General features: G+C 54.2%; 23 protein-coding genes. 11 read left to right on the plus strand and 12 right to left on the minus strand.

The annotated features are described in order from the left end of the window. Window positions 1–29 precede the first annotated feature (29 nt). The 3 genes from KNP95_RS10400 to abc-f all read right to left on the minus strand — a co-directional run bounded on the left by KNP95_RS10400 (window position 30) and on the right by abc-f (window position 3539). Window positions 30–941, minus strand: coding sequence for a cation diffusion facilitator family transporter (locus tag KNP95_RS10400; protein ID WP_214719995.1), 912 nt, complete (start codon window positions 939–941; stop codon window positions 30–32). Window positions 942–1055: 114 nt separating this feature from the next. Continuing rightward, window positions 1056–1832: a hypothetical protein gene (locus KNP95_RS10405; RefSeq protein WP_214837012.1), complete on the minus strand. Its 777-nt coding sequence runs from the start codon at window positions 1830–1832 to the stop codon at window positions 1056–1058. A gap of 12 nt (window positions 1833–1844) precedes the next feature. After that, on the minus strand, window positions 1845–3539 hold the full coding sequence (gene abc-f / locus KNP95_RS10410; RefSeq protein ID WP_214837014.1) for a ribosomal protection-like ABC-F family protein: 1695 nt from the start codon (window positions 3537–3539) through the stop codon (window positions 1845–1847). Window positions 3540–3901: 362 nt separating this feature from the next. Here abc-f and KNP95_RS10415 point away from each other — a divergent pair, with 362 nt between their 5' ends. From KNP95_RS10415 to KNP95_RS10425, 3 genes are all read left to right on the plus strand, one after another. After that, window positions 3902–4813: an MBL fold metallo-hydrolase gene (locus KNP95_RS10415; protein WP_214837016.1), complete on the plus strand. Its 912-nt coding sequence runs from the start codon at window positions 3902–3904 to the stop codon at window positions 4811–4813. A 61-nt stretch (window positions 4814–4874) separates the two neighbouring features. Beyond that, window positions 4875–5708, plus strand: a complete 834-nt coding sequence (locus tag KNP95_RS10420) for an aldo/keto reductase (RefSeq protein ID WP_214837018.1) — start codon at window positions 4875–4877, stop codon at window positions 5706–5708. A gap of 13 nt (window positions 5709–5721) precedes the next feature. Next, window positions 5722–6336, plus strand: coding sequence for a PH domain-containing protein (locus KNP95_RS10425; protein ID WP_021066768.1), 615 nt, complete (start codon window positions 5722–5724; stop codon window positions 6334–6336). A 40-nt stretch (window positions 6337–6376) separates the two neighbouring features. On the opposite strand, the gene KNP95_RS10430 is transcribed toward KNP95_RS10425, so the two are convergent. Continuing rightward, entirely contained in the window at window positions 6377–6901 is a 525-nt protein-coding gene (locus tag KNP95_RS10430) for a DUF1836 domain-containing protein (protein ID WP_214799018.1), read from the minus strand. Between the two features lie 124 nt (window positions 6902–7025). Here KNP95_RS10430 and trhA point away from each other — a divergent pair, with 124 nt between their 5' ends. Both trhA and KNP95_RS10440 read left to right on the plus strand, forming a co-directional pair. Beyond that, window positions 7026–7670 (plus strand): PAQR family membrane homeostasis protein TrhA, encoded by a 645-nt coding sequence (gene trhA / locus KNP95_RS10435; RefSeq protein WP_021066766.1) that lies wholly within the window; start codon window positions 7026–7028, stop codon window positions 7668–7670. 86 nt (window positions 7671–7756) lie between these two features. Then, window positions 7757–8452, plus strand: coding sequence for a DsbA family oxidoreductase (locus KNP95_RS10440; protein WP_214837020.1), 696 nt, complete (start codon window positions 7757–7759; stop codon window positions 8450–8452). Window positions 8453–8506: 54 nt separating this feature from the next. On the opposite strand, the gene relB is transcribed toward KNP95_RS10440, so the two are convergent. Then, entirely contained in the window at window positions 8507–8725 is a 219-nt protein-coding gene (gene relB / locus KNP95_RS10445) for a type II toxin-antitoxin system RelB family antitoxin (RefSeq protein ID WP_214837022.1), read from the minus strand. A gap of 163 nt (window positions 8726–8888) precedes the next feature. Here relB and KNP95_RS10450 point away from each other — a divergent pair, with 163 nt between their 5' ends. After that, on the plus strand, window positions 8889–10106 hold the full coding sequence (locus KNP95_RS10450) for an MFS transporter (protein WP_131471020.1): 1218 nt from the start codon (window positions 8889–8891) through the stop codon (window positions 10104–10106). Between the two features lie 22 nt (window positions 10107–10128). Here KNP95_RS10450 and KNP95_RS10455 read toward each other — a convergent pair whose 3' ends face one another. From KNP95_RS10455 to KNP95_RS10470, 4 genes are all read right to left on the minus strand, one after another. Continuing rightward, the gene (locus KNP95_RS10455; protein WP_241764601.1) at window positions 10129–11223 is read right to left on the minus strand and encodes an MBL fold metallo-hydrolase; all 1095 of its coding nucleotides are present in this window, start codon (window positions 11221–11223) and stop codon (window positions 10129–10131) included. A gap of 87 nt (window positions 11224–11310) precedes the next feature. Continuing rightward, window positions 11311–11898: an SCO family protein gene (locus KNP95_RS10460; RefSeq protein ID WP_029595916.1), complete on the minus strand. Its 588-nt coding sequence runs from the start codon at window positions 11896–11898 to the stop codon at window positions 11311–11313. An 11-nt stretch (window positions 11899–11909) separates the two neighbouring features. Further along, window positions 11910–12326, minus strand: a complete 417-nt coding sequence (locus tag KNP95_RS10465; RefSeq protein WP_021066760.1) for a disulfide oxidoreductase — start codon at window positions 12324–12326, stop codon at window positions 11910–11912. Continuing rightward, a complete protein-coding gene (locus tag KNP95_RS10470) occupies window positions 12323–12994 on the minus strand; it encodes a DsbA family protein (RefSeq protein WP_214837025.1) in 672 nt (223 codons plus the stop codon). The genes KNP95_RS10465 and KNP95_RS10470 overlap by 4 nt, the downstream gene beginning before the upstream one ends. Window positions 12995–13151: 157 nt before the next feature. Here KNP95_RS10470 and KNP95_RS10475 point away from each other — a divergent pair, with 157 nt between their 5' ends. Continuing rightward, window positions 13152–14747 (plus strand): diguanylate cyclase domain-containing protein, encoded by a 1596-nt coding sequence (locus KNP95_RS10475; protein WP_214837028.1) that lies wholly within the window; start codon window positions 13152–13154, stop codon window positions 14745–14747. Window positions 14748–14784: 37 nt separating this feature from the next. Here the strand turns inward: KNP95_RS10475 and odhB are convergent, their stop codons facing one another. Both odhB and KNP95_RS10485 read right to left on the minus strand, forming a co-directional pair. Next, on the minus strand, window positions 14785–16062 hold the full coding sequence (gene odhB, locus KNP95_RS10480; protein ID WP_214837031.1) for a 2-oxoglutarate dehydrogenase complex dihydrolipoyllysine-residue succinyltransferase: 1278 nt from the start codon (window positions 16060–16062) through the stop codon (window positions 14785–14787). Window positions 16063–16080: 18 nt separating this feature from the next. Next, window positions 16081–18927: a 2-oxoglutarate dehydrogenase E1 component gene (locus KNP95_RS10485; protein WP_029595919.1), complete on the minus strand. Its 2847-nt coding sequence runs from the start codon at window positions 18925–18927 to the stop codon at window positions 16081–16083. 335 nt (window positions 18928–19262) lie between these two features. Here KNP95_RS10485 and KNP95_RS10490 point away from each other — a divergent pair, with 335 nt between their 5' ends. From KNP95_RS10490 to KNP95_RS10505, 4 genes are all read left to right on the plus strand, one after another. Further along, complete coding sequence (locus tag KNP95_RS10490; protein ID WP_029595920.1) at window positions 19263–20198, plus strand: ABC transporter ATP-binding protein; 936 nt, start codon at window positions 19263–19265, stop codon at window positions 20196–20198. Then, window positions 20176–20913 carry an ABC transporter permease gene (locus KNP95_RS10495; protein ID WP_021066754.1) on the plus strand — a complete coding sequence of 246 codons (738 nt, stop codon included), beginning with the start codon at window positions 20176–20178 and terminating at the stop codon, window positions 20911–20913. Before KNP95_RS10490 ends, KNP95_RS10495 begins: the two co-directional genes overlap by 23 nt. Window positions 20914–20978: 65 nt before the next feature. Further along, window positions 20979–21527, plus strand: a complete 549-nt coding sequence (locus tag KNP95_RS10500) for a cysteine hydrolase family protein (RefSeq protein ID WP_214837034.1) — start codon at window positions 20979–20981, stop codon at window positions 21525–21527. Window positions 21528–21633: 106 nt separating this feature from the next. Beyond that, entirely contained in the window at window positions 21634–21828 is a 195-nt protein-coding gene (locus tag KNP95_RS10505) for a hypothetical protein (RefSeq protein ID WP_021066752.1), read from the plus strand. A gap of 19 nt (window positions 21829–21847) precedes the next feature. Here the strand turns inward: KNP95_RS10505 and KNP95_RS10510 are convergent, their stop codons facing one another. Beyond that, a complete protein-coding gene (locus KNP95_RS10510; RefSeq protein ID WP_214837037.1) occupies window positions 21848–22462 on the minus strand; it encodes a class I SAM-dependent methyltransferase in 615 nt (204 codons plus the stop codon). Between the last annotated feature and the right edge of the window lie 74 nt (window positions 22463–22536).

Below are 22536 nucleotides of genomic sequence, written 5' to 3' on the forward strand. Positions count from 1 at the left end.
CCGACTTCTGTCAGGGACCGCTTCTTCGTTTACCAAATCGTTCGTTTCTCACAACATTGCGCTTCCCGTTCGATTTGAACGGTTGAACGCTCGAACGTGGCGAATTGACGGATTCGTTCCGTCACATCATGCAAGACGCGCTGGTCGTCCGTGTCGGACTCGATTAAGACGTGACACGTGACAGCGAGTTCGTTCGATGAAATCGACCAGACGTGCAAGTCATGGACTTCTTTGACACCGTCGATACCTCCGAGCTCCCGTTGCATCGCCACGACGTCGACTTGGTCAGGTGTCCCTTCCATCAAGATGTGAATCGCCTCCCGCGTCACCCGGTAGCCGCTGACCAAGATGAGCACGGCGACGAACAGGCTCGCGATCGGATCGGCGAGCGTCCAGCCGAACGCCATAATCAACACGGCCGCGGTGATGGCCCCGACCGAGCCGAGCAAATCGCCGAACACGTGCAACAACGCACTGCGGACGTTCAAGTTGTCACGCTCGCCCCGCATGAGCAGCCACGCCGCGAGCACGTTGACAAGTAGCCCGATGATCGCGACCGTGAGCATGCCGCCGCTTAAAATCTCTGGCGGTGCGAACAAGCGTTGATACGCCTCGATGATGATATAGATGGAAATGACGAGCAACGTCAAGCCGTTGACGAACGCCGCCAAAATCTCGAAGCGTCGATAGCCGAACGTCCGCTCCGGCGTCGCTTGGCGTGCCCCGAACCGGACAGCGAGGAAACTGAGCCCGAGTGCCGCCGCGTCGCTGAGCATATGGCCCGCGTCCGACAACAGCGCCAAACTGTTCGTCCAGATTCCGCCGATGACCTCGACGACCATAAACGTCGCAATCAGGACGAACGACCAGAATAATGCCCGTTGGTTCGTCGTATGATGATGGTGATGGTCGTCCCCGTGATGTTCGTGATGTGCGCCCATATTGTCGCCCCCTCTCTCTACTAGTTTATACCTTCCACCCCTAACATTCAAACGTTCATTTGAATGAATACATAAAAACAATCGCCGAAAGGGATGTCCTCTCGACGATTGTCGTTATTTCTGTTCGAGCCGGACCCGCATGACACCGTCATATGGGAACAACTTCAACTGGCGAGTCTCGCCCTCATACCAACTGCCGGCGTTTTGACTGCTCGTCGCTGTCACATCAGGCGTCGCGACCGCTTGTCGGTCCCAGTCGATTGCCCGCACTTGCTGGTCACGTACCATCAAGAAGAAGCCGTCATAGAAATGGTATTCGTTCACTTGGTCACGCTGGACCGCTTTCGGGGCACCGAGTGTGGCCCGGACACTGTCGATGTCTTGGCCGAGCACTTCGAGTGTCGCTTCATCAGCCGTCGGGACGACGGTTTTCCATGCCGCGGTCACATCGTCATCGGAAATGCTCGTCGCTTCTCCCGTCACTTGTGCTTCCGTCACCCATCCGGTCGTCCGCTCATTCAATTGGAGCTTGACGAAACCACTGACGGCCTCGAGCTGTTCGAACCGGTCACCGAGGTCGGCCTCATAAATGACCGTCGCGCGGTCGTCGGCGAACACTTTCGTATAAGGTGCCGCGATATAGACGTACGTTCCCGCTGACTCGTCGGCCTCCGCTTCCGGCTCGTCTCCTTCTGTCGCCTCTGATTCATTATTGACCGACTCGGTCGCGATGTCGTCTGTCTCCGGCAACGCCGAGTTCTTCGTATCCATGAGGGCCGCGAAGGCGATGACGCCGACGAGTGAAGCAATCAATGCGATGACCGTCGCCGTTTGCCATAACCGCTTCCGCTTCCGTGATGCGGCCCGTGATGCCCGAACTTCTTCTTTCATATGATTCCACCCCTATTTGTTTCGTCTATTCTGTTCGGATTCGGCAAGGGGGATGCCGTTTCCTGCCTCGTCGAAGAAAATATGCGGTTCGCTCGTCAATGTCTCAAGCGTCTGGAGCGTCGCGTCAACGTCGACCGGCTTTGTATCTCCGGACTCGAGCACGCGTACCGTCTCCCCAAGCTCGATCGTCCGGTCCGTCAAGCGGTGGAACGTCCGGTCATGCGAGATAAGAATCAATCCGCCTCGATACACTTCGAGCGCGGCCTCGATTTGCTCCCGTGTGGCCACGTCCAAATAGTTCGTCGGCTCATCGAGGGCGAGCAGGTCCGCGTCCGAGAAGTACAAGATGAGGAAGGCGATGCGGCACTTCTCACCCATGCTCGCCTCTCGGATTGGCTTATACACCTCATCGCGGCGGAACAAGAAATGGGCGAGCAGCGTCCGCGCCTCCGTCTCGGTGATGTCACTTTCGGCCAGGAGCGCCTCGAGCAACGTTCCTTCGGCCGGTAATCGGGCGAGCGTCTGTGAGAAGTAACCGATTTTCAGTTTCGGATGACGCTTGATATCCCCTGCCTCCGGTGCGAGTTCGCCAATCAATAGTTTCAACAGCGTCGTCTTCCCGCTCCCGTTCGGTCCGACGATGGAGATGCGGTCACCCCGGTTCACCGTGAGCGAGAGTCGTTCAAAGAGGGGTTCGTCGTAACCGAACGAGATGTCGTCGACCGCAATCCACGTCTTCGCCTCGAGTGGGTCGGCTTGGAAGCGGACCGAGATATGGGCCGCATCTTTCGGACGCTCAGGTCGCGTCCCTTCGAGCTGTTCGAGTTTACGTTCCCGGGCCTTCATCTTGATGGCAAGGTTCGCCGCGCCTTTTTGAGCGCCAGGACTTCGCACGCTCGCCGTCGCTTTCGCTTTCAAATGCCAGCCCTTATATTGGGCGATCATATCGAGCAGCTCCGACTTCCGCGCCACATAGCGGGCATGGGCCCGCTCGTCGCGTACCCGTTCCTCGGCCTTCTGATGTTTATACGCCGTGTAGTTGCCCGGATAGCGGACGATGGTCCCCTCATTCAGCTCGAGGATGACGGTCGCGACGTCATCGATGAATTGACGATCGTGGGAGATGGCGAGAACCGTCCCCGAAAACTCGTCCACCCAGCGTGTCAGCCACTCGATTGAGTCCAAATCGAGATGGTTCGTCGGCTCGTCGAGCAGGACGATGTCGACGTGTCGCATCGTGAGACGGGCGAGTTGGACCCGTGTCTGTTCACCGCCGCTCAACTCGCGGAGTCGGCTCGAGTCATGTCCTTCAAGTCCAAGTCGTTTGAGGGCCTGTCTCGCCTCAAGTTCGAGCGCGAAGGCGTCAACCGCGAGTGCCTCGTCATACGCTTCGAGCACGCGCGCCGAATCCCCTGATGTGACGGCAAGGTAGAGATTGTAGCGCGCCAAGTCGCCTTGCATGACGTAGTCGAGCGCGGTCTCTTCTCCATCAAACACCGTCTGTTCGACGACACCGATCGTGCCTAAGACGTCAATCGAACCTGACTGTGGGGCCAGTTCACCTATGAGCAGCTTGAATAGCGTCGTCTTGCCGGACCCGTTCTGGCCGAACAAGACGGCCCGTTCGCCTGCAGCGACGTCGAACGAGACGTTGTCGAATAAGGGTTGCCGGTCGTGGTCGAACCGGACTTGCTTCATACTTAACATATTGTTTCACCTCGCTAGTTTGTCCGATACGCGATGAAACAAAAAACACCATCCGCAACGTGCGGTGGTGTGAAGAGATCCGATCAAGCGGAAAGAAGGGTCACCCCTTAGCCTGAAATTGGACACACTTCACCCGTGACTGTTCGTGCGAACAGTGATGATTCGTTTCATCAGTTGAGGGAGTGTGACTTTTTCATGGCACGCGGTACCTTCCTTTCCTAAGTTACTGTCACCGTACCAAATTGAAAGCGGATTCGCAAGAGCCGGACCACAATCTCCCATTTTTTCTACACCTTCCGGCGGATGCGGGGTCGTCAGTCGAGCGGTATGATTAAACCATCTTAGATGATGAGGTGACTGTTATGCGATTACGAAACCTACTCGTCCCGAGCGCCGTCCTGGCGAGCGTCGGTACGTTCTTATATACCCGATTGAAACGAAGACTGCCTCGACCGGCTTTTAAAGTCCCGACGGTCAAACCAGACCTCGCCTCGTTCGATGAGACGATGGTCAGTGCCACTTGGGTCGGCCATTCGACCGTGCTCATCCATTGGTACGGATTGAAAATTTTGACGGATCCGGTGTTCTCGAAGCGGATCGGCGTCCACGTCGGGCCGGTCACGTTCGGGATGAAACGTCACACCGCCCCTGCCCTCTCGATTGAGGAGATCGGGCACGTCGACGTCATCCTGCTCAGCCACGCCCATATGGACCACTTCGATCATAAGAGTCTGAAACGACTGATCACCCGCGACACGGTCGTCATCTCGGCCCCGGGCACGAGCAAGCTGTTACGTAAATATCCGAGCCTGCAGACGCTCGAGATGCATCCGCACGACAAGCTGACGCTCGCGAACGGGCTTCACGTCCAAGCCATTCCTGTCGCCCACTGGGGCAATCGTTTCCCGTGGGACAAACATATGGGCTATAACGGCTACGTCTTGAAATATAAAGGCGTCCGCATGTTGTTCGCCGGGGATACGGCGTTCACCGAGTCGTTCAACGGGCTCGCGAACAAAGAACCGATCGACCTCGCTTTCTTCCCGATCGGTGCCTATCAACCGGAGTCGTTCGAGGAAGCCCACTGCACGCCGGAACAGGCATGGACGATGTTCAAACAGAGCGGCGCGAAACGTTTCTTCCCGATGCATTGGGACACGTTCGCCTTATCGTACGAACCGGTCGAGGAGCCGTATGAGCGACTCATCGCCGCTGCCAAGCTCGAACGTGACCAAATCGTGATCAAGTCCCACGGCGAAAGCATTCGGCTGTAGCTTTCGCTTTCACTTCCGTGCGATTTTCGGTAACGTAAGAGTTGAGAGGGAGGGAATCAATATGGAATGGACAACACTCAACAATGATGTGAAACTGCCGATGCTCGGGCTCGGCGTGTACAAAGTGGAAGACGGGGCGGTCACGGTCGATACGGTCAAAGCAGCGCTTGACGCGGGCTATCGATTGATCGACACGGCCGCTATCTATCAGAATGAGGAGAGCGTCGGCCAAGCGATTCGCGAATCCGGCGTCCCGAGGGAAGACATTTTCGTGACGACGAAACTGTGGAACGAGTTCCACGGCTATGACGAGGCGCTCCAAGCGTTCCAAGACAGCCTCGACCGGCTCGGTCTCGAGTACGTCGACTTGTTCTTGATTCACTGGCCGATGCCGCGCTTCGGTAAATTCGTCGAGACGTATAAAGCGCTCGAACAGTTGTATGAGGAAGGCAAGGTCCGGGCCATCGGGGTCTCGAACTTTGAAATCAGCCACCTTGAACAGATCATCCAGTCGTGCTCGATCGTCCCGGCGGTGAACCAAGTCGAGATCCACCCATACTTGTCCCAAAAAGAGTTGATCGCGTTCTGTCAGCGGTACGATATTCAAATCCAGGCGTGGAGCCCGCTCATGAAAGGGCGCGAGGCGCTTGAGGATCCGGTCATCGCCGAGATCGCGAACAAGCACGGGAAGTCACCGGCTCAAGTCATCCTGCGTTGGCACTTACAGAACGGTGTCGCCGTCATCCCGAAATCGGTCACGCCGAGTCGAATTCGTGAGAATATAGAGGTGTTCGACTTCACGTTGACGAAAGAAGAGATGCACGCGATCGACGGACTCAACCGGAACGAGCGGACCGGGTCTGACCCGAACGAGATGCACAAAATCCACTACTGAGGAGAGATTTGACATGTTCAAAAAACTAGCTTCTGATTTGACGGGCTTCAGCGATATCGGTGAAGTCATCGACCCGAAAGATTTCGATAAGGCGGATTCGGACGATTACGTCCTCCATGAGGACAACGAGAAGATTTACTTCTTAATCAAGTCGAAATCGGACGAGTATTGCTTCACGAACTTGGCGATGATTCACCTCGACGGGACGAGCGCGATGAGTTCGAAACGCGTCTTGTATCGCTATCCATACGCCCACTTCCCATTGAATAACGTCATGTTCGAGACGGCCGGCACGGTCGACATGGACGTCGAAATCAAATTCACCATCGGCGACAAGCCGTATTCGATTGACGTGAACAAGAAACAAATCGAGCATGTGAAAGACTTGTATAAATCGCTCCTCGCCATCGCCGAGAAACAACGCGAAGGCCGGAAGATGATGGAATACGCCAACGCCTCGCTCACGCATTCGGTGTCGATTTTGAGCGGGCTTCGTCAAGGCGATATGAATGTCGCCTCGACGTTCAAGGAATTGAATGAACAGAGCTTCGACTGGCTTAAAGGTCACTACCACGAGTGGAACCGCAAAGATTTCGGTGACGTGTTCGAGAAGTACATCAACAACTAATGAAAAATGGCCCACGATTCAGACGAATCGTAGGCCATTTTTATTTACTTTCATCAATCAACTGTTCGGCGAGCCGTTGGAACAAGTGGCTCATATGGACGGCCGAGGCGATGGCGAGCGACTGTTGGATGCCGTTCGTCTCGTTCGTGCGCACGTTGGCGAGAAGCGTCTCGGCTTGTTCCTCGAACGCCTGCATGTTCTGTTCTTTCTGAACCTGGTACGCGTCATAGAAGTCCTCGAGCGAGAAGCCCTCGTCCGACTCGTTCAGCGGCCGGAGCGTCTCTTTGATGTCATTGATCGAGAGCAATCCTTTCATCTCGTAAATCAGGCTGAGCAACATCAAGTGCTCGTTCGTGTACTTCTTGTTTTTGACGGGATGGAACAGCTTACCTTTGGCGTAGTTGTTGATCATCGTCTTCGTCAAAATCGTCTCGTCGTCACTCCGCTTCATCTTGCCGTAATGTTGCTCGAACAGCTGGATGACTTGGTCCATATATAAGTCAATCGTCGGGAGCACCTGCTTCGGCAACGTCCCTTCCGTCTCTACAATTTCATGCGGTTTCATCGAATCACCTCCCCTTCAGTATACGGACAAACCGGATTTGTCGAAACAAAAATCTTGTCGTTCTGACGTATACAGCTTATCATGTAGTTATGGATACTACATGACGTGATAAGGAGTGTTTTACATGAATTCGATTTTTCGGGAACCGATTAACGCACTGACCCACTTGGCCGGTGCCGTGCTCGCGTTCGTCGCGTTGATTGCGATGACGGTGAAAGCGTCACTGCTCGGCGAGCCGCTCGCCATTATGGCTGCGATTTTGTTTGGCATTAGCCTCGTCTTTCTCTATTTGTCGTCCGGTCTGTACCACAGCATCATCGCCTCACCGAACGTCATCGCCTTTTTCCGGAGAATCGATCATGCGATGATTTACGCCTTGATTGCCGGGACGTACGCCCCACTCACATTGCTCGCGCTTGAGGGACCGACACGTTGGGTGTTGTTCGGTACCGTCCACGCGCTCGCCTTGTTCGGCATCGTCTTCAAGCTCGTCTGGTTCCACGCCCCGCGCTTCTTGTCGACGGCGCTCTACATCGGCATGGGTTGGTTGTCCGTCTTCTTCATCGGACCGCTCCATAACGTCATCGGCAACGCCGGCATCTTCTGGCTCATCCTCGGTGGCGTCATGTACACGATTGGTGGGCTCATCTACGGGTTCAAACCGAAGTTCGTCAACTGGCGCGGTTGGGGCTTCCACGAGGTGTTCCACTTGTTCATCTTGTTCGGCAGTTTCGCCCACTTCGTCTGCGTGTTCTGGTACGTCTTCTGAGTCCTCCTTGCGAGGACTTTTTTTGTGAGCACATTCATTTACTTCGATTTCAAGACATCCTACACTGACTGTAGGAGGGATTAAATATGAAAATTGAAGTTTGGTCAGACTATGTCTGTCCGTTCTGTTATATCGGCAAGCGCCGTCTAGAAGAAGCGCTCGAACAGTTCCCGCACGCGGACAACGTCGAAGTGGAGTTCAAGAGCTTCGAGCTCGACCCGAACGCACCGACGTCGGACTCGCGTTCGATTTACGAAGCACTCGCGAAGAAATACAACATGCCGCTCGATCAGGCGAAAGGCACAACGGCCCAAGTCGCCGCCCAGGCCCGCACCGTCGGACTCGAGTACGACTTCGACAACATGGTCGTCACGGGTACACTCGACTCGCACCGGTTGACGCACTATACGAAGACGGTCGGAAAAGAGAAAGAATTGTCAGAAGCGCTCCTTAAGGCGTATTTCGTCGACGCGAAACATATCGGCGACCACGACGTCCTCGTCGAGATCGCAACAAGTGTCGGACTCGATGCCGACGCCGTGAAAGACGTGCTCGCTTCAGACGTGTACACGGAAGACGTCCGCGCTGAAGAGAAACGCGCGAGCGACCTCGGCATCACCGGCGTCCCGTTCTTCGTCTTCGACAACAAATACGGCGTCTCTGGCGCCCAACCGACCGAAGCGTTCACGCAAGTGCTCGAGAAGACGTGGGCCGAGTCGGCACCGACGCTTCAAGTGCTCTCGGGTGGTGCGACGTGCACGGATGACAACTGCGATATTTGATGTGAAACGAATAAAAGCAAAGCATTCGCCCATATTTGGACGAATGCTTTTTTGTTAATTTAAATCTTTCATCATATCCTCAAATGAAATGGTTTCAGAACTTTCTTTGTGCCTATGCATTGCTTCGTTGTAAAATTTCAAATCGAGTTCATTCTCGATACGTTCAAAGACAGTGTCCCGAACGAGAGTCGAGAGGGAGAGGTTCTTAGACTTTGCATACGCTCTAATCAGACGCTCGTCTTCTTCGTTGAGTTCAAAAGATATCGTCCTCATACAATCGACCTCCTATATGGAACATTGTATTACAAAATGGAAATGTTCATGTAGTCAAAACTTATATCTCTCGGAAGCCGAATCCCGGCTTCTTTTTTGTAGCTTTCTAAATCGTTCTGAAGGATAATTATTATTACCTAATAAGAATCGAGGACTTAACCATATGTGGAAAAATCGCAACGTCTGGATCATCTTGACCGGGGAGTTCGTCGCCGGTCTCGGGCTTTGGCTCGGCATCATCGGCAACTTGGAGTTCATGCAGGAGAAAGTGCCGTCTGACTTCGTCAAGGCGCTCATCCTCGCTGGCGGATTGCTCGCCGGGGTCGCCATCGGGCCGCTCGCCGGCCGTCTCACCGACCAAGGCTCGAAAAAGAAAATCATGCTCATCTCAAGTATTGTCCGGGCGCTGAGCGTTCTATTCATGTTCGTCGCCATCGAGACGGGAAGCGTGCTGTGGATGGTCGTCTTCCTCGTCTTCCTGCAGGGGTCGGCCGCGTTCTACTTCCCGGCACTCCAGGCCGCCATCCCGCTCATCGTCAAGGAACGGGAGCTGCTCGCCTTGAACGGGGTGCATATGAACGTGTCGACGCTGTCCCGGGTCATCGGGACGGCCATCGCCGGCATCTTGCTCACGCTCATCTCACTTCGGGACGTCTACGCGCTCTCGCTTGTCGCTTATCTGCTTCTCGCCGTCGCGACGTGGTTCTTGAAGATCGACGAGACGACCGTCCCGTCTGCGAAGAAAGTGGACGCGAAATCGTCCGGCGGGTTCAAGGACGTCTTTCCAATCATCAAATCGATTCCGGTCATCTTTATGACACTCGTCATGACGCTCATCCCGCTCCTCTTCATCGGTGGGTTCAACTTGCTCGTCATCAACATTAGCGAGCTGCAAGATTCGACGGCAATCAAAGGATGGATTTACACGGCCGAAGGGATTGCCTTCATGGTCGGTGCGTTCCTCATCAAACGGATCGGTGAGAAGTTCTCCGTGTTCTCCATCTTGTTCACGTTCTCGTTTTTGATTGGAATCGCCCAGCTCATGCTTTACTTCGCCGACATCCCGGCCGTCTCGATCGCCGCATTCGTCTTGTTCGGCTTCTCGGTCGGTTGCTTCTTCCCGACGGCCGTGACGATTTTCCAGACACGGATGCCGAAAGACTATCACGGCCGCTTCTTCTCGTTCCGGAACATGCTCGACCGGATCGTCTTCCAAGTCGTGTTGCTCGTCACTGGCTTCTTCCTCGACTTGATCGGCTTACAGCTCATGGTCGTCTTGTTCGGGATCAGCTCGATCCTCATGACGGCAGCGTTCCTCGTCTATACGCGCAAACACAAACTTCATATCGAACCGGACGAGGCCGAACGCCTCTCTTCATAAAAACAAGCGGTGACCGATTCGGTCATCGCTTGTTCGTGTCTTCGATGTCACGCCACCAGTTGGTCGTGTCGTTCCGTCCGTCGAGTGTGATCCGCTCACCGATTCGTGGCGTGAGCACGTCCTCTCGTGGTAAGAGCCCCACCATCTGCTCAGCTGGGTCGAACCAGGCATGGAACGATAGCGTGAACGCGCCCCAATGAATCGGGAGCATCTTGTCGGCCCGCACGTCACGGAACGCCTGTGCCGTCTCACTCGGTTGCATGTGCACGTCCGGCCAGCGCTCATCGTATTGTCCGCATTCGAGCGCCGCGAAATCGAACGGTCCGTACGCGTCGCCGATTTCTTTGAAGTGTGGTCCATACCCGCCGTCCCCGCTGAAGAACAGGCGGTCCGTCTCGCCGAGGACGACCCATGACGCCCAGAGCGTCGCGTTGCGGTCGGTGAGCGAGCGGCCCGAGAAGTGCCGAGCCGGCGTACAGACGAACGTCCATGAGCCGAAGTCAAACGTCTCGCCCCAATCGCGCTCGACGATGCGTTCCGCCCCGACGCCCCACCGTTTCAAGTGGCTACCGACGCCGAGCGGGACGATGAAGACGGCAACCTTGTCTTGAATCGCTTGAATCGTCGCATAGTCCAAATGGTCGTAATGGTCGTGCGTGAGCAAGACGACATCGATGTCCGGCAAGCCGTCGAGCTCGAACGGCAAGTCTTCGCTGAACCGCTCGTTCTTCGCGAACGGGAGCGGCGATGGGCTCCGGCCGAACATCGGGTCGACGAGCATCGTCTTACCGTCCATTTGGACGAGCATCGCCGAGTGTCCGAGCCAATAGATGCGTGTGAAGCTTGAACCGAGTTTCTCGCTGAAGTCGATCGGGACGACCGGTAAGCGCTCGCTCGGTTTCCGGAGCGAGTCCGGATTCAAATATTCCTTCGACATCGAAATCATGTCGTCCGATGAGAACCGCATCGGCGTCTCGAGCTGATTCTGAAACTTGCCGTTCACCAGGTTCGGCGACCGGAGCGCCTTCGGCTTTTTCCCGAGCGGTTTATATTGCGTGAGCACGGTACCTGTCACGGCAGCCAGGCCCATCAATGAAAATAATAGTGTCTTCTTCAATTCCATCCACTCCTCTACCTTATTCATTATACGGTACCAACGCCGATTCCCCTGTTTTCGAATACAAAAAAGACGGCACGGGCCGTCTTATGAGTTCTGTAAAATCTTGATGTCATTGACGATATCCTCGATTGGCACGTCTTGGAATCCTTGATACGCCTTGATGATTTTCCCGTCCTGGTCGACGAGATAGAACCACGTCGCGTGATCCACTTGGGTGCCTTCTGACGGTTTGCGGACGAGCGCTTTGAAGTTTTGTTGCGCGAACGCCTCAATCTCTTCTTGCGAATAGCCCGTCAAGAATTGCCAATCGGCTTTCGCCAAGTCGTAATCAGCCATGAACGCTTGAATCTTGTCCGGCGTATCGACGGTCGGGTCGACGCTGAACGACACGAATTGGACGTCTTCGACGCCTTCCTCGACGAGCGCTTCATTGAGTTTCGTCATGTTGTACGTCATCGGTGGACAGACCGTCTCACAGCTCGTGAAGACGAAGTCGGCCATCCAAACTTTGCCCTTCAAATCGTCCAGACTAACCATCTCTTCATTTTGATTCATATAGTCGAACGACTCGATCTCCCAATTGAGCGGGTCTTCAATCTCCTGGCCGCACGCGGCGAGCACCGCCATCAAGCTGATCAATCCGATGAGCATCCATTTTTTCACACGTTCCATCTCCTTCATTGTCAATTGCGTCTCACGCGCCAGACGAGGAGCGTGATCAAAGTAAATGCCGTCAAGGCAAGGAACGGAATCGTCACGAACCCGAACCAGTTGATGTATTGCACGTTGCACGGTACGCCTTGCACGCACGGCTTGATATCGGCGAAACCGGGTACTTTTTGAACCAAATAATGGTACAGTGAAACCAGACCTCCGAGGATGGAGAGCGGCAATACATACTTCTTCACCGCCCGGTCGTCCGTGAACACGGCGACCCCGAGCAAGATGACGAGCGGATACATAAAGATGCGTTGAATCCAGCAGAGCTCACATGGCACGAACTCGCGAATCTCGCTGAAATAAAGACTGCCGAGCGTCGCCGTGAGGGCGACGAGCCAAGCGAGATACAGACCATAACGGGTCAAGAATGACTGCTTCATGGCGTGCCTTGCTCGATCAATCGCTCAATCGTCTCGTAATCGAACGGGTCCTCGAGCATGACGCCGTTAATCATGATTGACGGTGTGAACTGGACACCTTGCTCTTTGACGAGCCCGTCATCGAGACTCACCTGTTCGAGCACCGTCGAGTTCTCACTCAAATCGTCCTCGAGCTTCGCCACATCGACCGATGTCGTCTCGCTCGCAATCTCTGTCAACCGCTCGACCGTGACCCATGCCTCGTCGTGCTGTTGACTTGCCGGTTGCGCGTCGTAAAGCGCCTTATGGAACTCCCAGAACGCGTCCGGGTCTTGTTTATACACCGACTCAGACGCGAGCGATGCCAAAATCGACTCTTGTCCGTGGAACAGGACGTTAATGTAGCTGAAACTGATTTTCCCTGTATCGATATAGTCTTCTTTCAACTTCGGATAGACCGTTTCGCCCCACTGTTTACAAGACGGGCATTTGTAATCCCCGAATTCGACGACCGAGACGGGTGCGTCCGCATCACCGAGCGTCGGCTGACCTTCCGTCGACACGTGTTCTGTCGTCGCCGGTGCCGCCGTCTCGGCTTGTTCGGTCGGTTGATTCATCAAGACGACCACGACGGCCACGAGGGCGACCGCGAGCAGTGTCGCGATGACTAATAGTTTGTTCTGTTTCAATCGTTTCACCTCTATTTGTATCGATTCGTCTTTCATTATAACGAAAGCGCTATCTGTTTCCACGAAATCGACCTTGTTTTTTCTCAACTTTGCTTCATGTCATGGAAAAAATGACGATGAACAAAGTGGATGTTGTGATTGTAGGAGGAATTTGTTCATGAAATCATTTTCGATGCGTCTCGGTCTCATTTTGGCGCTCAGCATCGCCACACTCGTTTTTTTACTCACTATCACGCTTACGTATATGACGAGTCAACGTTCCGCCGCCTCGCTCGAAGCGGAGATTGGGGAACGGTTGTCGATGACGTCGCATCAGCTCGTCGACAAGCTCGACTTTTACATGTGGTCACGCTATCAAGAAGTGCAATTACTTCAAGGGCTTGACGCCTTGAACGACCCTGCCTCGAGCCGGGCCCTGCTCGACCAGGTCCAGACGAACATCCCCGCTTTCTCGTGGATGGGCGTGACCGACGCGTCGGGGAACGTCGTCGCTTCGACGAACGGAATCTTAGAAGGCGCCAGCATCAAAGAACGCCCTGTTTTCCTCGAGGCACAGACTGAGCCGTTTATCGGCGATGTGCATGAAGCCGTGTTGCTCGCCGAGCTGTTGCCGAACCCGAGTGGCGAAGTCCTCCAGTTCGTCGACATCAGCGTCCCGCTCGTCCGTGACGGGACCTTCCAAGGCGTGCTCGCGACCCACCTCAGTTGGGAATGGGGCAATGAAGTGCTCCGCCACTTCAACCGGACGCTCCACCATCAGTCCGAGTATACCGACTTGTTCGTCGTCAGCGGACGTGACAACACGGTGTTGCTCGGTCCCGACCACCTCGTCGGCAAACCGCTCCCAACGTCATTGAAAGAAGGCTGGCACGTCGACACGTGGCAGGACGGAACTTCTTATTTGACTGGTGTCGCCACCGGTGAAGGTTATGAAGATTACGCCGGACTCGGTTGGAGTGTCGTCGTTCGCCAACCGACCGAAGTCGCGTTCGCCCCGGTCATCGAACTAGAGAACAAAATATTATGGATCGGTCTCATCGCCTCGCTCGTGACGTCTACGCTCGGATGGTTCCTCGCCTCGATTGTGACGCGACCGTTACAACGGATCACCGAAACGGCTGCTCTGATGAAGCAAGGGAAGGCCAAGACGTTCCCGCACCAGTCTGGGATTCATGAGATCGAATCGCTCGCATTCGCCCTCGAGTCACTTGTCTCGTCTCTCACCGAATCTGAGACAGAACGTGTCCATTACGAGTCACTCGCCAACCGTGACGTCTTGACCGGACTCGCGAATCGAACGGCGCTTCGACACTATTTGAACGAAGCCCAAGCGACGAAGAACGAGTACGTCTGTTTCTATATCGACCTCGACGGTTTCAAAGCCGTCAACGACACGTATGGACACGCCACAGGCGATGATGTCTTGATTGAGATTGCCGAACGGTTGAAACGCGTGACGCTCGATGGTGCCTACCCGGTCCGGTTGAGCGGTGACGAGTTCTTCCTCTTGTTCGAACGGAATGGAAAGAGTGAACGATTGATCACTCAAATCGGACAAGACCTCATCACTTCCCTGTCCGAACCGATCGCCATTGAAGACGGGACGACAAGCGTAGGGGCAAGTATCGGCGCCTCGCTCTGGCAGACGGAGACGGTGCCACACGCCGCCATCGAACGGGCGGACCAGGCGCTCTATCGCTCAAAGGCGAACGGAAAGCATCAAATCACGCTCGATGAGACGCTCATCGTATAAGCAAAGGTCCATGCCGCTCGGCATGGACCTTCTTGTATTACGCTTCGAACAACAATTGTTCTGGATCTTCAATCATGTCTTTAATGTGCTTGAGGAATGTCACGGCCTCACGACCATCGACGATGCGGTGGTCATACGAGAGCGCCACGTACATCATCGGGCGGTTCTCCATCGTTTCCGCGTCGATAGCGATTGGGCGGAGTTGAATCGAGTGCATCCCGAGAATCGCGACTTGTGGGCCGTTCAAGATCGGTGTCGACAAGAGTGAGCCGAAGACGCCACCGTTCGTGATCGTGAACGTTCCACCTGTGAGGTCGCTCAACCCGAGCTTGTTATTGCGCGCTTTATCGGCGAGGTGCAAGATGTCTTTCTCGATTTCACCGAAGTTCTTGCGATCCGCTTCGCGGACGACCGGGACGACGAGGCCGTCCGGAGCCGACACGGCGATACCGATATCATAGTATTTTTTCAAGACAATCTCGTTGCCTTGAATCTCAGCGTTCAAGTACGGCATCCGTTTGAGTGCCGCAACGGCCGCCTTCGTGAAGAACGACATGAAACCGAGTTTGACGTCATTGTCTTTGATGAACTTCTCTTGGCGACGTTTGCGGAGCGCCATGACAGCCGACATATCGATTTCGTTGAACGTCGTCAGCATCGCTGCCGTCTGTTGCACTTCGACGAGACGGTTGGCAATCGTTTGACGACGGCGCGTCATTTTGATGCGCTCTTCGTCTTTGCCGCTCGCTGCTGGTTGCGGTGCCGCTGCCGGAGCTTTCGGTGCTTGTGGCGTTGGCGTCGGTGCCGGTTTCGACTCGTGGCTCGTCACGTCATGGACGTTGATGCGGCCAATCGGGTCGTTCGTTTGGATGGCTGACAAATCGATGCCTTTCTCACGGGCCAGTTTACGGGCCGCCGGTGTCGCAATCGGTCCTTTGCCAGGGCTCGCGACGTGTTCTTCACGGCGCTCGACTTTCTTCGCTTCTCCGACCGCTTCGACTTTCGTCTCGGCTGGTGCTGGAGCCGTCTCAGAAGGTGCTTCTGTCTTTGTCTTCGTCGCGACGGCCGTGCCGCCACCCGATCCTGAGCTGAGGCGAGCGATCACTTGTCCAACTTGGACCGTGTCCCCTTCGGCCGCCAATTGCTCGTCGAGCGTGCCCGACTCATCGGCCGGCACCTCGATGTTGACTTTGTCCGTCTCGAGTTCGACGATGGCTTCCCCTTTTTCGACGTGGTCGCCTGGCTGTTTGAGCCAAGACGCGACCGTTCCTTCCGTAATGGACTCTGCTAATTCAGGTACTTTGATTTCGATCACAATGAGTTCCCCCTTAACTTATTTACGATCTTTTTGGTATGTGCTCGTGCCGGCAGCAGCCGAGACGGCGTCACGTGAAATGGCTTCACGGATGATTCGTGCTTGCTCTTGTTTATGGGCTGTCGGATTCCCTTCAGCCGGGCTCGAACGGCGGCGACGGCCGACGTAGCGGACGTTCAGACGGTTCGATGTGACCGCTTCGAGACGAGGCTCGATGTACGTCCATGCCCCCATGTTCTTCGGCTCTTCTTGGACCCAGACGATCTCTTTCGCGTTCGGATAGCGGCTAATCAATTCACGGATCTCACGGACCGGGAACGGATAGATTTCTTCGACGCGGATGATGTGCAGGAAGTCGAGTGACTCCTCTGACTTCATCGTCGCTTCTTGCAAATCGATTGCCATCTTCCCTGAACAGAAGACGAGACGTTCGACTTGCTCCGGATTCTCACCGAGACCAACTTGTTCGATGATCGGACGGAAGTTATTGTCTGACAGTTCATCGACCGATGAGGCTGCAAGCGGATGACGGAGCAGGCTCTTCGGTGTCATGATGATCATCGGACGGATTTGTTCCGTGCCGAGCATCTTCGCCTGACGACGCAAGATGTGGAAGTACTGCGCGGCCGTCGACAAATTCGCGACCGTCCAGTTTTTCTCTCCAGCGAGCGTCAAGTAACGCTCCATGCGGGCGCTCGAGTGCTCTGGCCCTTGGCCTTCATAGCCGTGCGGCAACAGCATGACGAGACCTGACTTCTGTCCCCATTTGGCGCGGCCGGCCGAGATGAACTGGTCGAACATAACCTGGGCCGAGTTGGCGAAGTCACCGTACTGTGCTTCCCACAGCACGAGCGTGTCTTGGGCGAAGACGTTATAGCCGTATTCGAAACCGAGCACTGAACCTTCCGAGAGCGGGCTGTTGTGCACCGAGAACGAGGCGTTCGCCGTCGACAAGTGATGGAGCGGCGAGAACTTCTTGCCTGTCTCGACATCGTTCAACATGATGTTACGTTGCGCGAACGTACCTCGCTCCGAATCTTGTCCGCTCAAACGGATTGGTGTGCCGTCCGAGATGATCGAGGCGTAAGCGAGCGTCTCGGCATGGCCCCAGTCGACTTTCCCGTTGTCCGCGAACGCGTCACGGCGACGGTCGAGCACTTTTTGCAGCTTATGGAACACGCCGAAGCCTTCCGGCCAGACGAGCAATTCGTCATTCAATTGCTGGAGCACGTCACGTTCGACACCTGTCTCAACGAACGGGAAGCCTTTGTGGACCGCTTCCGGCAAGATGATGTCGGCATCTTCTTCTTCGGCCGGGACGAGGTCACGGGCCGATTTGAGACGGTCTTCAATCGATTGCTCGATCGTCGCTTTGTCTTCTTTCGACATGACGCCTTCCGCTTCGAGCACGTCGGCATACACATGACGGACCGATTTGTGTTCTTTGATGGCCTTATAGAGCACTGGGTTCGTGTTCATCGGCTCATCCATCTCGTTATGACCGTAGCGGCGGTAGCCGACCAAGTCGACGAGAATGTCTTTATGGAACTTGGCGCGATACTCGCTGCACAATTTAGCGACAGCGACACATGCTTCCGGATCGTCCGCATTGACGTGGAACACCGGAATCTCATAGCCTTTGGCGATATCACTCGCATAACGTGTCGAGCGCGAGTCGCTCGGGTCGGTCGTGAAGCCAATCGTGTTGTTGGCGATGACGTGGACCGTCCCGGCTGTACGATAACCATTCAAGTTCGTCATGTTGAGCGTCTCGGCGACGATGCCTTGACCTGGGAACGCGGCGTCCCCGTGAATCAAGATTGATGCCGCCTTGTCGTCATGTTGGACGGCCATCCCTTTTTCAGAGCGGTCGTCTTGCGCGGCGCGCGTATACCCTTCGACGACCGAACCGACGAACTCGAGGTGACTCGGGTTGTTGGCGAGGTTCAAGCGGACTTCTTTCTTCTCTTCTAACACTCTGCGGTCGAGACCGAGGTGATATTTCACGTCGCCGGACCAACCGAAGTTGATGCCGATCGATCCTTCCGACGGAATCAATTCTTTATTCGGGGCGTGCTGGAACTCAGCGAAAATCATCTCATACGGTTTTCCGAGCACATGCGCGAGCACGTTCAAGCGTCCACGGTGAGCCATCCCGATGTTGATATGTTCTGACCCGCTCGAGATGAGACCACCGACCATGGCGTCAAGGAGCGGCACCATCGCGTCGAGCCCTTCGATTGAGAAGCGTTTTTGTCCGACGTATGTCTTATGAAGGAACGACTCGAACAACTCTGTTTCCGCTAGACGTTGGAACAACTCGATTTTCTCGTTCTTCGAGTATTTCACTTTCAATGCGCCCTGCTCGATGCGGCGGCGAATCCAACGCTTCTCTTCCATATCATCCAAGTGACGGAGCTCGATGGCGACCGGTCCTGTATAGACGTCAAGCAAGTGACGAACGAGCTCGAGCGCGTTCGCACCCGGCTTCGGCACGTCTTCCGACAACAAGTGAGCCGGTACTTGCTCGAGGTCCGCTTCACTCAAGCCGTAGCGGTCAAACGCAAATAAGCCGTGCTCGCGCGGGTGGTCTTTGAGCGGATAGATGTCGGCCGCTTTATGGCCGAGTGCCCGGATATCATTGACCAACCGTGTCGCTGCCACGACTTTCTCTAAATCAAACGATGCAGCCGGCGCGACAGGTGCGCTCGCTTCCGGTGCCCCGTGCTCGTCAAAGTATTGACGCGTCTCCGCATCGACTGATTCTGGGTCTTCCACATACTGCTCGTACAATTCAACGATATAGCCTAAGTTTGGACCATAAAATGCTTGCACTTCTTCGCGACCGTTCGACGACTCTCCCATTGAATAAATCCCCCTATCCGTTCCTATGCGCCCGATGTGTGAACGCTTTCATTTTAACATTAAGCACGAAGCAGTTCATCCTTCTGATTCGTCCTGCAAAAAGAGCCAAATCTTGCCTCTTTCTCTCCTCTCCATACTACACCTTTCCATATGGAAAGACCCTTTCAAATTCACAATTCGTCCATACTATTTCAATAAGTTTTCCTTATCAACAAATTGTGAAATCAGGCTTTTGTTTCAACAATTTCAAAAATAGGTGAAACCTTGTTTCAATCTGCCCCGTATAGTACGGTAATCCAGTTGGAAAATACTCTCAACGAAAGCAAGGTGACCTTATGTTATCCGTACAAAACGTACACAAGAAAATGGGGCAGACGAACGTCCTGACAAACGTCAGTTTTGACGTCACCCCTGGAGAAATCTTCGGATTCCTTGGACCGAACGGCGCCGGGAAGACGACGACGATCCGCATCATCACCGGACTCATGCCGGCGACACACGGAACTGTGACTGTCGACGGGTTCGACGTCTCAACAGATCGCCAACAAGCGCTCAGTCGCATCGGAGCCATCGTCGAGAACCCGGCCTTCTATCCATATTTGACGGGCCGCGAGAACTTGATTCATGCGATGAACTTGATTCCCGGCTTAAAGAAAGTCGATTTGAACGCCCTCGGTGCCCTCGTCGGACTCGAGACGAAACTTGATATGAAAGTGAAACAATACTCGCTCGGGATGAAACAGCGCCTCGGGATTGCCCGTGCCCTACTCCATAACCCGAAAGTTTTGATTCTCGACGAACCGACGAACGGGCTCGACCCGGCCGGAATCGCCGATTTGCGTAACTACTTACGGCATTTAGCCGACCATCGCGGCATCGCCATCCTCATCTCAAGTCATTTATTGAGCGAGATGGAACTGATCACCGATCGGTTCGCCATCATCGACCAAGGACAAATCAAATCGATTCAAGGTGACGGCGAAGCGAAGACGGAGAGCGTCATCCTCTGTAAAGTCGACCGCAAACAAATGAACGAGGCGCTCGATGTCGTCGCACTCGCGTTCGATGACGTGAAAATCATTCAACAATCGGCCGAGACGTTCATCGTCCCACGTCCGGAAACGGATATCCCGCACTTGTTGAAACATCTTGTCGATCGCGACATCGCGGTCTATCAAATCGGCATGAAACACGAGACACTTGAGGAGCAGTTCTTGAAAGTGACGAAGAAAGAAGGAGGCACGAACAATGCGTTCATTACTAGCCAATGAATTTATGAAGTGGCGGCGCACGATCAAACCGTTGATCGCGCTCGGCATGTATACCGGGATTATCATCTTGACGTACTTCATCGTCCGGAGCGGCGACAATCCAGGTGACGCGGAAACATTCGTCAACTATGCGACGATGGCCGCCATGACGTTCCTCGGTATTTTCACGATCGTGTTCACAGCCGAGATGATTGGAAATGAGTTGAAATTTGATACGTTGAAGCACTTGCTCATGAGCCCGTACTCGCGCGACCGGATTTTACTCTCGAAACTTGTCGCCGCGCTCTTGATTATGCTCGTCCAATTCGTGTTCATCCTTGCCGTCACATATGGCTTCGCCTGGACGCTCGACGGAGCATTGACGTTCGAGCAGTTCCGCAACGTCTTACTTAGTGTCTCGAGCGGCGTGTTCGTCATCTTCTTGACGCTCATGTTCTCGGTCGTCTTCAAGTCCGTTGGCGTCGTCATTGGTTTCACCGTACTTGCCAACTTCGTTTCGACGATGATTGGCGGACTTCTTATCGCTTGGAAGCCGGACATTGCCAAATGGATCGTCTTCTTGCATACGGACCTGTCGATTTATTACCAGAGCCCTGGCTTCATGGAAACAATGGACGTAACGATTTGGTTCTCGGCGTTCTATGTGTTGATTCATATCGTCGCGTTCTATATCATCACTGCATTCGTATTCCGGAGCAAAACGTTTGCTGAATGACGATTAACGCCGTCGGCAGAGTGGTACTTCATAATGTGAGACTCATTTTGAATGGAGGGACCACGATGTCAAAGACGGCGTTACTCATCATCGACATGTTCAATGATTTCGACTTTGTCGGCGGGGAGGACCTACTTCGAAACACGGAACCAATTGTCGACCCGATATTAAAACTGAAGCGTCATTTTAAGGCGAACGATTGGCCAGTCATCTATTGCAACGACAACTTCGGTCAGTGGAAAGACAGCACCGAGGATATCATCCGTCACGTCGAGTCGTCGAAAGGCAGCGCCATCGCAAAACGGATTGCACCGGAAGACAAAGAGTATTTCATCATCAAACCAAGGCACTCGACGTTTTACGGGACGCAGCTCGATATCTTGTTGCGTCAACTTGAGGTCACATCGCTCGTCCTGACCGGTGTCGCCTCGGACATCTGTATCTTGTTCTCGGCGAACGACGGCTATATGCGCGAGTATGAACTCCATGTCCCGCGCGACTGCGTCGCCGCCGAGACGGACAAACGAAATGATAGTGCCTTGACCGTCATCCATGAGGCGCTCGGCATTTCGACCGATGATGCCGACACGTATATAAAAGATACCCAGGTGTGATAAAAGCCTCTGATTGTTGGACACATAATCCCAACATTTCAGAGGCTTTTTCGTTTTGTTTTCAGCTATGCTTGATATATTAAGAAACAATGAAGGATGTGACAACATGTATCTCACAATTGGATTATCGTTACTCGTTTGCGTGCTTGCCCTCATTTTTACAATCATGGTCGGACTCGGGAAAGACAAATCAGACTACAATCAAAAGAAAAGCTGGTCAATGGTGTCGTGGACGTATATCGTCTTGTTCCCGGTCTCATTTTTGGCGCTCGGCCTGTTATACTATTTCATTACCCGATGACCTCGTTCATCGGGATTTTTTATTTGACCGCGACGGTGATGCCGATTGGATAATGGCGCGTCCCCCGCTTCGGTTCGACGAGCACGCCTCGCTGGTAATAGAACTCGGTCGATGTGAATGCCGTAAATAATTTCTCAAACTCGGCCTCAGTGAACTGATGGGCATGGAAGGGCTCATTCGTCGGTTGCCCGACGCCTTGACCGAACGGTGTCGACAACACCAAGATTCCGCCTGGCTTCAATAAGTCCCACACGTTCGCCATGAACGCCTCATATTCGGTGACATGTTCAATCGTCTCGAAGCTGACGATACAATCGAACGACCCCAGTTTGTCCGGCAACGTCCGGTCGACGACATCGCCGACGATATAGTTGACGTTCGGATGGTGATAACGCCCTTTCGCATAACGTGTCGCCTCTTCTGACAAGTCGACGGCGACGACCTCGGTCACAATCCCTTTCAAGTTCTTCGCAATCAATTGACTGCCATATCCACTCCCACTTGCAAAATCGAGGACGCGTCCGTTCATGTATAACAAGGCGAAATGGTAACGGGCGATATGTTCGAGCAACAAGCCGTTCAGCGGGTCCATGCGATCTGGGATGACCCGTTCTCCCGTATAATCTAATGTCATCTCGTTCTCCTTTTCTGATGTGCACTTCTTTCATCTTAGTCTTCCTAGCGCGCGACGACCACAAAAAAAGAGAA

The organism is Exiguobacterium sp. s36 (assembly GCF_018618345.1).
GTDB lineage: Bacteria > Bacillota > Bacilli > Exiguobacteriales > Exiguobacteriaceae > Exiguobacterium > Exiguobacterium chiriqhucha.